At 38.7% G+C, this 15,343-nt stretch carries 10 protein-coding genes and 1 pseudogene; 10 read left to right on the forward strand and 1 reads right to left on the reverse strand.

The window, feature by feature from the left end; translation table 11 throughout:
- The first annotated feature begins 167 nt into the window (after positions 1 to 167).
- From cobA to cbiB, 4 genes are all read left to right on the forward strand, one after another.
- The gene (gene cobA / locus N6B01_RS05795; protein WP_262080333.1) at positions 168 to 956 is read left to right on the forward strand and encodes a uroporphyrinogen-III C-methyltransferase; all 789 of its coding nucleotides are present in this window, start codon (positions 168 to 170) and stop codon (positions 954 to 956) included.
- 123 nt (positions 957 to 1,079) lie between these two features.
- Positions 1,080 to 2,375 carry a cobyrinic acid a,c-diamide synthase CobB gene (locus N6B01_RS05800; RefSeq protein ID WP_262080335.1) on the forward strand — a complete coding sequence of 432 codons (1,296 nt, stop codon included), beginning with the start codon at positions 1,080 to 1,082 and terminating at the stop codon, positions 2,373 to 2,375.
- Between the two features lie 255 nt (positions 2,376 to 2,630).
- Positions 2,631 to 3,860 carry an MFS transporter gene (locus N6B01_RS05805; protein WP_182419345.1) on the forward strand — a complete coding sequence of 410 codons (1,230 nt, stop codon included), beginning with the start codon at positions 2,631 to 2,633 and terminating at the stop codon, positions 3,858 to 3,860.
- 82 nt (positions 3,861 to 3,942) lie between these two features.
- On the forward strand, positions 3,943 to 4,932 hold the full coding sequence (gene cbiB / locus N6B01_RS05810) for an adenosylcobinamide-phosphate synthase CbiB (protein WP_262080337.1): 990 nt from the start codon (positions 3,943 to 3,945) through the stop codon (positions 4,930 to 4,932).
- A 7-nt stretch (positions 4,933 to 4,939) separates the two neighbouring features.
- Here the strand turns inward: cbiB and N6B01_RS15230 are convergent.
- Positions 4,940 to 5,065, reverse strand: a pseudogene (locus tag N6B01_RS15230) (IS6 family transposase); the annotation flags it as partial.
- A 202-nt stretch (positions 5,066 to 5,267) separates the two neighbouring features.
- Here N6B01_RS15230 and N6B01_RS05815 point away from each other — a divergent pair.
- The 6 genes from N6B01_RS05815 (at position 5,268) to N6B01_RS05840 (ending at position 15,215) form a co-directional block, all read left to right on the forward strand.
- A complete protein-coding gene (locus N6B01_RS05815; protein ID WP_262080339.1) occupies positions 5,268 to 5,582 on the forward strand; it encodes a hypothetical protein in 315 nt (104 codons plus the stop codon).
- A gap of 269 nt (positions 5,583 to 5,851) precedes the next feature.
- Positions 5,852 to 7,417: a Do family serine endopeptidase gene (locus N6B01_RS05820; RefSeq protein WP_262080341.1), complete on the forward strand. Its 1,566-nt coding sequence runs from the start codon at positions 5,852 to 5,854 to the stop codon at positions 7,415 to 7,417.
- A 184-nt stretch (positions 7,418 to 7,601) separates the two neighbouring features.
- Positions 7,602 to 8,276, forward strand: coding sequence for a response regulator transcription factor (locus N6B01_RS05825; protein WP_182419348.1), 675 nt, complete (start codon positions 7,602 to 7,604; stop codon positions 8,274 to 8,276).
- An 8-nt stretch (positions 8,277 to 8,284) separates the two neighbouring features.
- Entirely contained in the window at positions 8,285 to 9,682 is a 1,398-nt protein-coding gene (locus N6B01_RS05830) for a sensor histidine kinase (protein WP_262080588.1), read from the forward strand.
- A gap of 506 nt (positions 9,683 to 10,188) precedes the next feature.
- Positions 10,189 to 13,134 (forward strand): bifunctional [glutamine synthetase] adenylyltransferase/[glutamine synthetase]-adenylyl-L-tyrosine phosphorylase, encoded by a 2,946-nt coding sequence (locus N6B01_RS05835; RefSeq protein WP_262080342.1) that lies wholly within the window; start codon positions 10,189 to 10,191, stop codon positions 13,132 to 13,134.
- 641 nt (positions 13,135 to 13,775) lie between these two features.
- A complete protein-coding gene (locus N6B01_RS05840; protein ID WP_182419350.1) occupies positions 13,776 to 15,215 on the forward strand; it encodes an APC family permease in 1,440 nt (479 codons plus the stop codon).
- The last annotated feature ends 128 nt before the right edge of the window (positions 15,216 to 15,343 follow it).

Genomic DNA, 15,343 nt, shown 5'->3' on the forward strand with positions numbered 1-15,343 from the left:
CTGTTGAGAATACATTGAAAATGTTTTAGATGGCACACTGGTTTTGTACAAATTCCCTTTTATTTAATTGCAAAAGACCAATATTAATGGGAATTGGATTTCATTCCTTTTTTGTGTATTTGTGAAGTTTTTAATAACTTTGATTTGAAATAGGTTTATGTAAAATAATGTTTGATGGGGCAATAGCGCAAAAGCTGAATTTACCAAAATTTTTGCCCGGCGAGGTTTGGTTGGTTGGAGCAGGTCCTGGTGATCTTGGATTGCTGACACTTCATGCCCTCAATGCGATAGCGCAAGCTGATATAATTCTTTATGATGCATTGGTTGATCTTTCCTGTTTGGATTTTGCAAAATCTGATGTGATTTTACAATTTGCTGGTAAACGTGGTGGCCAACCTTCATTAAGTCAAGAACAGATCACAAATGATCTTATCAATCTTGCCCGTAATGGCAAACGTGTTTTGCGATTAAAGGGGGGAGACCCGTTTGTTTTTGGTCGGGGGGGAGAAGAAGCACTTGCCTTGCATCGTGCCGGAATTGTTTTCCGTGTTGTTCCTGGCATCACCGCGGGCATCGCCGGTCCAGCTTATGCGGGGATCCCGATCACTAGCCGTACGACAAACCAATCCGTAACTTTTATTACAGGGCATGATGCAGATGGAAAAGCGCCTGCTAATCTTGATTGGGGTGCAATAGCAAAGGGTTCGCAGGTTATAGTTTTTTATATGGCATTGAAGCATTTAGCTGAAATTGTAGAAAAACTTCTTAATGCGGGGCGCAGGCACACTGAGCAATTGGCATTTATTTCCAATGCAACGACTAAAAGGCAAAGGGTAATTATTACAACTTTGGGTGCAAGTGTTGATAAAATGTTGCAGGAAAAAATATCAGCTCCAGCAATTATTGTATTAGGTCCCGTCGTTAATTTTGCATCTGTCTTAAATTGGTTGCCATAAATTTTGTTCAAAATACGTAACCTTTATCTATTAAAAAATATACAACCAAACTAGCCTACTTATGGATCGGACTAGGTTAAACTAGTAATTAAATCAATATGTTTGTGTTTAGGGGATTATGATATGAAGGGCTTCATGTTGGCATCGCCCCATTCGGGCGCAGGTAAGACCGTATTGACAATGGCTATTTTGCGGAAATTGTCTCGAGATGGTTTAGCCATTTCACCGATAAAGGTGGGACCTGATTATATTGATACAGCCTTTCATGAGGTTGCATGTCATAGCACTGGAAATAATCTTGATTGTTGGGCGATGCGTGATGATTTGGTAAGTGCTTTGTCAGCTAGGGCAATTGAAGGAGGGCGTTTACTTATCGCCGAAGCAATGATGGGGCTGTTTGATGGCGCCCTTGATGGTACTGGCTCTGCTGCGGATTTTGCTCGCAGGCTTTTATTGCCAATTATTTTGGTCGTTGATTGTTCTAAAATGTCGCATTCTATTGCGCCACTCGTTTTCGGCTTTAACAATTTTTCTGATGATGTTTATATTGCCGGGATTATTCTCAATAAAGTTGGTAGCGCTCGTCATGAAAAATTGCTGCGTAATGCGTTGGCGCCTCTTGGCGTGAACATCCTAGGTGCCATTGGGCGCAGTGAAAAATTGCATCTTCCAGATAGGCATTTAGGTCTTGTTCAAGCCCATGAGATGCAAGAAATTGATAAATTTATTGAAGAAGCTGCAGACTTTATTGAAACATCATTAAACTTTGATGATTTACTTTCACTTGCTAAGGCTACTACCGATCCAGATTATAGTGCTGGAGTGCCACGGCTCGAACCGCTTGGCCAACATATCGCTATTGCTCGAGATAACGCATTTCGCTTTACTTATGCTCATATTCTTGCGGGATGGCAGCGACAAGGTGCTTCACTTAGTTTTTTTTCACCTCTTGAGGATGAGACACCAAGTAAAGATGCTGATGCAATTTATTTGCCTGGTGGTTACCCCGAACTTTTTGCCGAAAAGCTCGCCCATGCAGCAAAATTTAAAAGGGCCCTGCAGCAAGTGCAAAGCGACAATAAGATTATTTATGGAGAATGCGGTGGATATATGGTTTTGGGAGATTATATAGAGGATAAAAATGGCATTATGCACAAAATGCTTGGCCTATTACCTTTAACCACAAGCATAAAAAATCCAAAACTTCATCTTGGATATCGAAAAATATTACCATTGTCAAAATTTCCTTGGCATCATCATTTGCGTGGCCATGAATTCCATTACGCAACGACGACCAGTGCTAAAGATACAGTACCTCTTTTTGCGATTGAAGATGCACTTGGTGAAAATTTGGGCGAGGTTGGTATACGTCACAAAAATGTGAGTGGTTCGTTTATGCATATTATTGATCGGGAATAAGTTTATCAAAATGCACTTTAATGATTATAATTTTTCTGAATTATTAAATTTAGTATTAGGCTTTCAATTTAGCGTTATTAATATTGGGAGTTAAATATTTTTGCATTTTACAAAAATTGTCATAATTGCGTTGCGTGATATGTTATATTAAATGCGTTGTCATTTTATTGATTTGCTCAAAGCTGCGTTTAATTATAACAAGTTAATTTTATCCCATTTAGTTCTATGTTTATTTTCTAGAAAAAAGGCGCCAAAATGGCCTTTAAAATACACCATTTGTCCGCAGATCAATCTTTCGATGATAAAACCCGTAAATTGAGCCAATTGGCTTTTGCTATGGGCGGCTTTTCCATAGGCACTGCAGAATTCGTTATTATGGGCTTATTGCCAGAAGTGGCTAAAGCAACCAATGTAGATATGGCAACAGCGGGGCATTTCGTTTCGTTCTATGCCTCTGGAGTTGTTGTCGGTGCACCATTATTAGCGGTTTTGACGGCAAAAATGCCCCGAAAAATGCTTTTAATCGCCTTTATGATTTTTTATGCTATAGGAAATATTTTATCGGCTTGTGTCTCAACTTATGATCAATTTAGCATTTTGCGTTTTTTAAGCGGTTTGCCTCATGGTATTTATTTTGGTGTAGCAGCTATTGCCGCAGCCTCGATGGTTGAAGCACGCAAGCGAGCGCAAGCCGTGGGCAGTGTGATGCTTGGTTTGACGGTGGCAACCGTGATTGGAGCGCCCGGCGGTACTTTAATAGGACAATTATTTGGCTGGCGCATTGCATTTTTCCTTGTCGGTTTTTTGGCATTGTTTGCTGCTTTTTTAATATGGCGCTTTGTACCAAATTTGAATGCAGCTGCTGGTGCAAGCCCTTTACGCGAGCTATCCGCGCTGAAAAATGGTCAGTTATGGTTGTTTCTAGCCATTATTGCCATTGGTTCAGGCGGTTTATTCGCTGTGTTTACTTATATAAAACCAATTTTAACCGATGTGTCACACATCGATAAATTTTGGGTGCCCTTTGTTTTACCTCTTTTTGGCGTTGGTATGGTGGCTGGTAATCTTATTGGACCAAAAATTGCTTATCGCATGGGGCTTATGCCGTCAATTTTTGTTACCACACTATGGGGAATTTTTGTATTCATAATCTTTGGTTTCATGGTTGAGAATGAAGCTCTTGCAGTTATTGCCACATTTTTAATCGGTACATCTTTTATTAGCCAACCATCTGTTCAGACAAAAATAATCGAAGTCTCTGCAAATGCACCAACTTTGGCAACCGCGCTTATGCAATCCTCTTTTAATGTCGCCAATGCTTTGGGGGCTTTTTTAGGCGGATTGGTTATCGTCTATGGTTATGGCTTAGAAGCAACCGCTTGGCTAGGTGCATTTTTGGTGTTTTTGGGTTTTCTTGTTTTTCTTCTTGCTTGGCATATAGAAAAGAAACAGATTATAAACGAAGATAAATCTAAAATTGATTAATTTTAAAGTTCGTTTTATGAGGGGGCGAGAAATTTTATAAAAATAAGTTGTCTTGCTAATCGATTGAAATGGATTACAATTATTGCAACATTATATATTTGTTTTGATCTTTGCCCTATTTATTGATGCTATAGTAGGTGATCCTAAATGGCTTTGGAAATATATTCCTCATCCTGTAATCGGCTTTGGAAAATTAATTGCTATTGGTGAAAAATTAGGTAATGATGAAAAATATTCTGATGGATTGCGTAAATTAAATGGCTTTATAATTATATTTGCGTTGTGTTTCATCGTTATTTTGATCGGGGTCCTATTACAATATATTTGTATGAAACTTGGATATTGGGGACTTGGATTAGAAATATTAATCCTTGCTTGTTTTCTTGCTCAAAAAAGTCTTTATGACCATGTTTTAAATGTCTATTGTGAATATATGGATCGTGGACTTGAAGGTGCGCGTTACGCTGTATCAATGATTGTTGGTCGAAATCCTAATAATCTTGATGAACCTGCTATTTCTCGCGCGGCAATTGAAAGTCTTGCTGAAAATAGTTCTGATGGCGTTATTGCACCCATATTTTTTTATATTTTATTCGGACTTCCTGGTCTTTTATTTTATAAAATGGTCAATACAGCAGATTCTATGATTGGCCATAAAAATAAACGATATTTTTATTTTGGATATGCTTCTGCAAAATTGGATGATATCGTAAATTTTATTCCCGCTCGCATTACAGCCTTAATTGCGCTTATTGCCGCTTTTATAAAAAAAGGCTTTAAGGCATTAAAAAAATGCTTCATTAATATGATGCATGATGCCCCTCAGCATCGTTCACCTAATGGTGGTTGGCCAGAAAGTGTTTATGCCGCATTTTTAAATATTCAGCTTTCGGGTCCAAGAATCTATGACGATGTTGAAGTCAATGAACCATTACAAAATATCGATGGTCGTATTGCTAGTATGGAAGATATTAAGAGCGCGCTTGTTTTTTTTAAAATCAACATGGCGTTGGTTTTATTTTTTTCAATTCTCTTCTATGGCTTAATAATTGTTTTTGATGTTTTCTTATAAATATTCAACGATTGATTGTGCTATGATCGACCTTGATGCCGCGCTCCAATAATAGCTCTTCAATATCCCTATAGCTTAAACAATAATGCAGATACCAATTGATAGCTTGAATAATGATTATTGCATCAAAGTGGCCAACTATTAGAATTGGCTTTAAAATCATTCCTTGCCCAATCACTCCTTATATGCGGAAATAATTTATTCTTTAATCTTTTGAGCCACTATGTCTCCCTAAAAACATAAAAGCATAGTCTCAAGTTTTTATATTTTTTACTTTAACGCAGATTACGTATAATATTTGCGACAAGGTCGAAAATTAAGATAAGGAATATCCATTGGTTATATATGATTTTGTTTTTTTTAGAATTATTTCTGGCATTATATATGTGGATGATGATCCTATATGGAATGTAATTTTTGATCTTCAAGATGAAAACAAAGAAGTTGAATTAATTAATTACGTTCAGCTTAAAATTGAAATACACCTATTAGAAGAAATTGGTCCAAATTATATAAATTCTAAGAATATAAAAAATACTATATATTACTATATTAACTGTGTAAAATATAAAGACTTAGAACGATCATTGAATGGAAGTTTGACTGCTTTTAAAGACTTTAAAATATTTATAATAAAATGGCTAAAGTGACGGGGGAAACAACATTAAGTTGTGATAAATTTATTTTAAATGATTTGACACTTAATCAACTTGATATTTTTCAAAATGAACATTTTTATAATGAATATATGACGTCATAATATCAACCTTAACAATAATTCATTTAATGGACATTGGTTGGTAAGGTTTGAAAAATTATAAGGGGATCAAGACAAGTTAAGTTATTTGAATAATCATTCATTCTGCATTAACTTATAAAAAAATCATTTTAGATCGTTCGGATCAAAGGAGTTGAATAAATGACAAAGTTAAGCCGCTTTCGTTCTGCTCGTCGGTTTTTAGCAGCAGTTAGCCTATCAACTATAATGGCAGGTTCTGCTATATTAAGTGGCCCGTTAGTTTTTTCGAATATGGTCCTTGCCGACCCTGTTTATGTTGAAGGTCCAAAGCAAATTGGCTTTGCAGATGTTGTTGATAAGGTAAAGCCTGCAGTCGTATCTGTTCAGGTTAAAAGCAATGTTCGTCCACAAGAGGCCGGTGGGCCATTTTTTGGTGGGCCTGGTTTTGATCAACTTCCCGACGATCATCCATTAAAGCGATTTTTTCGTGATTTTCAAGAAGATCCACGTGATTTAGATGGTCCACGTGGCCCCCATACTAAACCTGGAAAACCAGGCAGACCAGATCCTAGAGGGCGTATGCGGCCGGTATCACAAGGCTCGGGGTTTTTCATTTCTGAAGATGGATATGTTGTAACTAACAACCACGTTGTATCTGATGGCTCAGCCTATGTTGTGGTGCTTGACGATGGGACAGAACTTGATGCTAAACTTATTGGTACGGATCCCCGCACAGATCTCGCTGTAATTAAAGTTAATAGTGATCGCAAATTCTCTTATGTAGGCTTTGCTGATGATAGTCAAACACGTGTAGGTGATTGGGTTGTTGCTGTTGGCAATCCCTTTGGTCTTGGTGGCACTGTGACTGCTGGTATTGTTTCAGCTCGTGGTCGTGATATTGGTGCAAGTGTTTATGATGATTTCATTCAGATTGATGCGGCGGTTAACAAGGGTAATTCCGGCGGCCCAACTTTTAATCTTAACGGTCAGGTTGTAGGTATTAATACTGCGATATTCTCACCATCGGGCGGGAATGTTGGTATTGCTTTTGCAATTCCTGCCACAACTGCTAAGCAGGTTGTTAATCAGCTTATTGAACACGGTAAAGTACAACGCGGTTGGCTCGGTGTGAAAATTCAACCAGTTACCAAGGAAATTGCAGATTCTTTAGGGTTAAAAGAAACCAAAGGTGCATTGATTGTTGATCCAATGGATGGACCTGCAGCTAAGGCTGGTATTAAAGCAGGTGATGTTATCATTTCTGTTAATGAAGAAGCAGTCAATGATGCAAGAGATCTTGCCCGTAAGATTGGCGGAATTGCACCAGATGAAGCCGTAACTCTTGGTGTTTGGCGCAATGGTAAACAAGAAAACATTAAGGTCAATATCGCAGCGATGCCAAGCTCAGAAAATGGTGGAGCAACGGCAGCTCAATCTAGCGGCGATGATGCAAAGCCTGGTGTTGAAGATTCCGATAGTTTGAGTGAATATGGTTTAACTGTAACCCCAGCCGAAGACGGCAAAGGTGTTGTAGTTACCGACATTGATAGCGAAAGCGATGCTGCCGACAAGGGCATACGTCCTGGTGACATCATCCGCCAAGTAAATAGTTTTAACGTTTCATCAGCTCAAGAAATTTCAAAAATTATTGATGATGCTATAAGGGCGGGTCGTTTAAACGTGGCTTTAAGGGTTGAAAATGAGCGCGGTTCGCGTTTTGTTGCAATTACTGTAAAAGGAAAATAAGAAATCCAGAAAAACTTTGCCATGCTTAATTTAATGCAATGGCGATGTTTTAAAACATTGATTGATAGTGCGGGAGGGATCCCGCACTAAGTTATTTCTGATTTGTTTTTAAGATTATTAATCTATATTATGGGCATCTATCAAAGATTAATTTTCTTAACATTAAAATGAATGTGAGGCTTTTATGAAAATTCTGGTTATTGAAGATGATCGTGAGGCATCGCGCTATCTGGAAAAGGCCTTGAACGAAATGGGGCATCTGGTTGATGTCGCTGGCGATGGTGAAACTGGTTACACATTAGCAGAACATGGCAGTTATGATGTTTTAATTGTAGATCGTATGTTACCACGTCGTGATGGGTTATCAGTTGTTGCTGGTCTTCGCGCACAAGGGGTAGAAACACCTGTGCTAATTCTATCGGCACTTGGTCAGGTTGATGATCGGGTGACCGGTTTGCGAGCTGGTGGCGATGATTATCTCACCAAACCATATGCATTTTCAGAACTATTGGCACGTATAGAAGTTTTACAAAGACGTAAAAACCCTAAGGATGCTGAGACGGTCTATCGTGTCGGTGATTTGGAATTAGATCGCTTGTCGCACTCAGCAAGACGAGCAGGGCATGAAATTGCCTTGCAGCCGCGCGAGTTTCGTTTGCTTGAATATTTGATGCGCCATGCTGGACAAGTAGTAACTCGCACCATGTTGCTTGAAAATGTTTGGGATTATCATTTTGATCCTCAAACGAATGTTATCGATGTTCATATTTCGCGTTTAAGATCAAAAATTGAAAAAGATTTTGATAGTCCGCTTTTGCATACCATCCGTGGCGCTGGCTATATGTTAAAGGCTGCGTAATTTAAGTGTTGCTAAATATTAGAAATATTTTTCGTACTACCGCTGTGCGATTATCCGCACTTTTCATCTTGCTTTTTGGGCTTGTTGCTTTTGGTACTGTGCTTTATATGACTAAGCTTGCCTTTACTATGGTTCAAAACGAAACTAAGCTTGCTTTAGTAGAAGAAATCTCTTCAATTGAATCAGCCTATGAGCATGGTGGTATATCACTATTGGTTCGTACAATCGATCGGCGTTCTCGGCAGCCTGGTGCGTTTTTATACCTTGTAACTGATCCAATCGGGCGAATTTTAGCCGGTAATGTTAGCAATATCGAACCGGGACTTTTGACAAATACTGATAGTTTGAATGAGCCGATTTATTATAGCCGCCTAGGTGATGGTAATAAAATAAATGATCATCAAGCCCTTGTTATGCTTATTGATTTGCCAAATGGCATGAAAGTAATGATCGGTCGTGATTTAGGTGATCCCAAAAAATTTGCTGAGGTTGTCCGCAAAGCTTTACTTTTTGCGTTTAGTGCCGTTGCACTAGGCACATTCTTGATATGGTTTTTTATTGGGCGGCGGGCTTTACAGCGCATTGATACAATTACGCTTGCATCGCGGAGTTTGATGGATGGTGATTTAACTGGCCGGCTACCTGTTTCAGGTTCGGGTGATGAGTTCGACCGTTTAACGGGTAACCTCAACATCATGCTAGAAAAGATTGAGGAGTTAAATGCGGGTCTGCGTCATGTGTCTGATAATATTGCCCATGATTTGAAAACGCCGTTGACAAGACTGCGCAATAAAGCCGAGCAGGCGTTAAATCACGATAATGACGCTGATAGTTATAAAGATGCATTAAATCAAGTATTAGATGAATCTGATCAGCTTATTCGTACTTTTAACGCTATATTGATGATTTCGCGGATTGAAGCAGGCAATACCATTGTCGAGCATAGTCGGGCTAATTTACGCAACATTGTTGAAGATGTAGCCGAACTTTGTGAGCCGGTAGCAGAAGAGGCCGGTGTTGCATTAACAATTGGAGCATTACTTGATGTTGATATTAATGCAAGCCGAGAGTTAGTTGCCCAAACTATTTTCAACCTCACTGATAATGCAATTAAATATGCGATTATTGATAATGATGCGCCGCAAATTACTTTATCAATGGAAATGGTAGATGATGATCAAATTCGAGTGATCGTTGCTGATAATGGCCCCGGTATACCGGAGGGTGAGCGTGATAAGGTAACGGAACGCTTTTATCGTTTGGAAAAAAGCCGCACGCATCCAGGTTCAGGCATAGGCTTAAGCCTTGCAAAGGCAGTTATGAAATTGCATGGTGGAAGCTTAATATTTGAAGATGCAAAACCAGGTCTTAAAGCTGTATTAATTTTTCCACGTCTTAAAGATTAACTCTGATCGGTATAAATCTAGGGTCAGGACCTATTAATTTGATGGAAATGGTATGAGAAAATTTTTGTGAGAACAAGAAGAAGATCCACAGGAAATATGAATATTTTCAAGGGGCTTCGACATAGTTATCGTTAAAATTTACCATATCCTGAAAGGAAACAAAACAGCTGTAATCTACTGCGTCGTAAGGTTCACTTAAGTATAGCCCCCACCTTTCGCTTTCCTCCCCTTTATATCAAAAATGTATATTTTTGCTGTTTATTGTGCCATTTCATTTAAATTAATAGGTCCTGACCCTAGCTAAGCAATGAATAAAAGTTAAAAGCGTAAATTTTACGAATTTTCGTTTTAATTTTTGTTTTAAATATCTATAAATGGCTATTTATATGGTTTTAAATTTGTGTTTTATTGTTTTTATAACATGAACGGTAAAATAATTGGTTATTATGGGTTTTGCTGTGTTTTACCATAGATGGAACCATAATTAAAAACGGTTTGGATGAGACATGAGTCAGGATATTTTATCGTTAAAGCCATTTTTTTTAACAGATTTGAAATCAATAACGCCGCTTGACGAAAAGTCTAATTTTTGGCTAGGAGAATTGGTCAAAAATGCTCAGCAGCAAGAGCTGACAGGATTAATCCAATTTCTTAACTCATCATCACAGGCTACTCAATTTATTGGCGCTGTGATGACATTATCGCCTTTTTTGCGCGAAATAATATTAGCTAATCCGCAATTTTTATCACCGTTATTGCTAACTGATATTAGAAGTCGTCTTGACAAGGTTTTAGACCATATTGCTAGTATTGACCAGCTTAATGATGTAAATGAAGCGCTACTGATGACGCAATTGCGTCGTGGGAAAGCAGAAGCACATTGTTTGATTGCCTTAGCAGATATTGGCGGGGTCTTTACCTGCGCAGAAACTTGCGACTGGCTATCTAAACTTGCTGAAGTATCGCTAGGGGCCAGTTTAAGGTTTTTGCTGCGTGAAGCTCACAATGCTAAAAAGCTTACTTTACCAGACCTGGATTATCCTGAAAAAGACTGCGGCCTTATCGTGCTTGGCATGGGCAAATTGGGTGCGGGTGAACTTAACTATTCATCTGATATTGATTTGATTGTTTTTATTGATGTTGCCTCACCAGCGATTAATGATCCTTTTGAATCCGTGGATATTTTTTCAAAAATGATGCGCCGGCTTATTCGGATCATGCAAGAACGTACCGGCGATGGTTACGTATTTCGCGTAGATTTACGTTTGCGGCCCGATCCAGGATCTACACCGCTAGCAATGCCGGTGGTTGCGGCACTTCATTATTACGAGGCACGCGGTCAGAATTGGGAGCGGGCTGCAATGATAAAAGCGCGACCAGTTGCAGGTGACATAGAAGCAGGTGATAAGGTTTTAAAAGAATTATCACCCTATATTTGGCGCAAATATCTAGACTATGCAGCTATCGCAGATGTTCATTCGATTAAGCGTCAAATTCATGCTCACAAGGGACATGGTGAAATTGCTGTTAAAGGTCATAATGTCAAGCTAGGTCGTGGCGGCATTCGCGAAATTGAATTTTTTGTTCAGACCCAACAGTTAATAGCCGGCGGTCGTTTTCCTGAATTGCGTGGTCGACGTACGGTAGAAATGCTTGGGGCATTGTGTGAACTTGGTTGGATAAATGAGGAAGCTCGCAACTCTCTTACTAAAAAATATGGTTTTTTGCGCAGGGTTGAGCATGCCATTCAAATGGTTGGCGATGAGCAAACCCACATCTTACCTGAAGATGAAGAGGGTTTTCTAAGAGTAGTGCGATTATTAGGCTATGAAGATGCACAAAGCTTTTCCAATGATTTTTTAAATACATTGAAAGCAGTCGAAGCTCATTATGCAGCCTTATTTGAGCATGAGCAGGAACTTGGCGCCGATATGGGTAACCTTGTATTTACCGGCGAGGATGATGATCCTGAAACGCTTGCAACCTTATCGCGACTTGGTTTTGAGAGACCTAGTGATATTTGCCGCACCATTCGTACTTGGCATTTCGGGCGTTATCGTGCCACCCAATCAGCAGAGGCTCGTGAGCGGTTAACGGAATTGACGCCATCGCTTTTGCAAGCTTTTGGTGCCACTAAACGTGCTGATGACGCATTGCTCCGCTTTGATGCTTTTTTGCAAGGTTTGCCGGCAGGCATCCAACTTTTTAGTCTATTAAATTCTAATCCTGCGCTTTTAGGTATGATCGTATTAATTATGAGTGCTGCGCCCCGTCTTGCTGATATTATTACGCGCAAACCTCATGTTTTTGATGGTATGTTGGATCCGACAACCTTTGCGCAGTTGCCGACTAAACCCTATCTTAAAGAGCGGCTTGATTTTTTCTTGGCACAAGCTATGTCCTATGAAGAAGTTCTTGATCGTTTAAGAATTTTTGCCGATGAGCAAAAATTTTTAATTGGTATCCGTTTGTTGACTGGCGCTATCGATGGAGAGCGAGCAGGGCGAGCTTTTACAGATCTTGCTGATCTTATGCTAACCAAAGCACTTGAAGCCGTAAGAAAAGAGTTCTCCCAAAAACATGGTGATGTGCTTGGTGGAGTTATTGGTCTTTTAGGTATGGGCAAGCTTGGAAGCCATGAACTGACTGCGGGCTCTGATGTTGATATAATATTACTTTATGATCATGATGAAGATGTTGATATGTCGCAAGGGACAAAGCCACTTTTTGTGACACAATATTATATGCGATTAACTCAAAGGCTAATTGCAGCTTTATCAGCGCCAACTGGAGAAGGGGTGCTTTACGAAGTTGATATGCGCTTACGACCATCTGGTAATAAAGGCCCACTGGCCGTGTCTTTTACGGCTTTTGATAAATATCAACGTAATGAGGCTTGGGTCTGGGAGCATATGGCTTTAACCCGTGCACGCGGTGTGTCCGGTGATGATAATTTTTTGGCAAAACTCGATGCTGAAATCGCGGGCGTTTTAAAATCGGCGAATGGAAAAGATGATATCGCTGCTGAAGTTGTTAAAATGCGCTTACTGATCGAAAAAGAAAAGCCGCCGATTAATAATTGGGATATTAAAACGATGGCAGGCGGCATTATCGATCTTGAATTTATCGCTCAATATGCGGTTTTGGCTGGCTATGCGCCTTATGAAAGTGGGAAAACAACTGGTGATGTACTTGCTATGATGAGTGATGAGTTTTGCTCGCCGTCAGACAAAGATCTACTGCATAATGCGTTTAAGTTTTATACAAATCTTAGCCAGACATTGCGTATATGTTTAAATGAAGATTTTGACCCTAAAACGATGCCACCCGGCTTTGCGGATGTATTACAAAGAGCGGTTAATGAGCCGGATTTTGCGCATATTGAAAATCTCATTAATGAAACATCCACTACGATACGTACTCTTTTTCATAAGTTGTTGGGGCCTTGTTGAAAACTGTAAATTAGGCGTGTTTATAGCTCAGGCAACTATTTTTAGGCATTATTAGTCATAGTTGTTCTGGGTATATTGTGCAAAAACGCAAATATTTTCTTATAGCTTTAGTGAAAAATATTACATCAAAGTACCTGAATATTAGTTTTGACTTTTAAAATTTTCTAGCGCTGTAAGCAATTGGTTCTTTAATTTTTTTATTATCTAAGCCTACCTTAATACAGGGAGGCCTCAAGATTTTAAAATGGCAAAATCTTTATTTTTTTTACGTTAACGCAGAATAAAAATAATATTTGAAATAAGGCCAATATGGTAATGTCTCAACTTATGAAAGGGTTACTCAAATATATTGAAACGTTAAAAATGTCTGTATAACCTGTTCGTAACAACAGTTTATCCATATTTTTTTTAAAAAATGAATATTTGTTTTCCATTCTCCCAAGGCAAATCATAACTAATTGAATTTTTTATTTTAAATTAATTAATATAGCTATTTCGTGCCTTTTAAAGGGGCACTTTAAAAGCGACATAAATTAGAACCATTAGTAACAATTCATTAAAAGTTGTTTTATGTCTTTATTTTTTTGGAAAATACAGTATTTAGTGGCACACGAGAATAAAATACTAAATATAGGTACCCAATGAGTTCAATTTTTCGAAAAAAGACATTTACTAACAATATTACTAAAACAATGGCACGTACATTAGGATGGCCACATCTTGTTGCTTTAGGTGTTGGTGCGACAGTAGGAACTGGTATTTATACCCTTATCGGCGTTGGCGCAGATAGAGCAGGTCCAGCCGTTTTGATATCTTTCTTGATTGCTGGTTTAGTTTCTGCCTGTGCCGCTTTTGCCTATGCGGAGCTTACAACCGCGATACCTCATAGTGGGGGTGCGTATACTTTCTCCTATGTAGCTCTAGGTGAATTTCTCGCTTGGATTGTTGGATGGGCACTTATCCTAGAATATTCACTTGTTGTTAGTACTGTAGCAGTTAGTTGGTCTGGTTATGCAGTAGGTTTTTTACACGGTATTGGCATTAATTTACCGATTTGGTTATCTGTTGGATATCACACGGTGATCGATGGCCAACGTGGTCTAATAAACCTCCCAGCAATTTTGATCATTTTTGGTGTAACTGCAATACTTATTATGGGAACTCGTGAAAGCGCTTTTGTCAACGCCATTCTTGTCGTTATTAAAATTTTAGCTCTTGTATTATTCGTCGCTATTGCATTGCCTTATTTTAATTCTGATAATTTAACTCCATTCATGCCTTACGGATTTCAAAAAAATCTTATCGAGCAAAATGGTATTTTAGTCGAGCATGGCGTAATGGCAGCTGCGTCAATTGTGTTTTTTGCGTTTTATGGCTTTGATGCTATTGCAAATGCAGCTGAGGAAACTAAAAATCCCGCTCGTGACTTATCTATTGGCATCATAGGCTCACTTATTATCTGTCTTACTGTTTATATTCTTGTTGCCTTAGCTGCTATTGGTGCAAGTCATTTTACTGTTTTTGCAGCCAGTCCTGAGCCTTTGGCCTTTATTTTAAGAAGCCTTGGTCAAGGTAAAGTTGCCGGAATTATTGGGGCTATCGCAATAATTGCCTTGCCAACTGTTATTCTAGCTTTCTTTTATGGCCAAACCCGTATTTTCTTCGTGATGGGACGCGATGGCTTACTTCCTCAGGTTTTGTCAAAGCTTAGCAAGAAAACACAAACACCCGTAGTAACTTCAATTTTTACGGCGATTGTTGTCTCTATATGTGCAGGCATTTTCAGACTTGATGAAATTGCAGCTCTTGCTAATGCAGGTACTTTGATCGCATTTACTGCAACTGGTATTAGCCTTTTAATGTTACGCATCAAGGCACCAGAATTACCACGGAAATTTAAAGTACCTTTAGTTTGGGTAAGTGGTCCAATTATTGTTTTGGGTTGCTCATATCTTTTCTGGAATTTGCCCAACACTACCAAATATTATTGCCTCATTTGGACGGCTATAGGGATTGTTTTTTATGCAAGCTTTGGCTATTGGAATAGCAGATTAAGAAGCAAAAACAACGATGAAGCATAATCGTAATATATTTACTGTAATTTAATACAAAATTAGCGGTAAATATATTTATTGCACCAAATCATTAAAGCCAGCATTTATATAAATGCTGGCTTTATTCTACCTATATAATGGTTTCAAAGAGTTAT

This window comes from Bartonella sp. HY406 (genome assembly GCF_025449315.1).
Lineage (GTDB): Bacteria > Pseudomonadota > Alphaproteobacteria > Rhizobiales > Rhizobiaceae > HY038.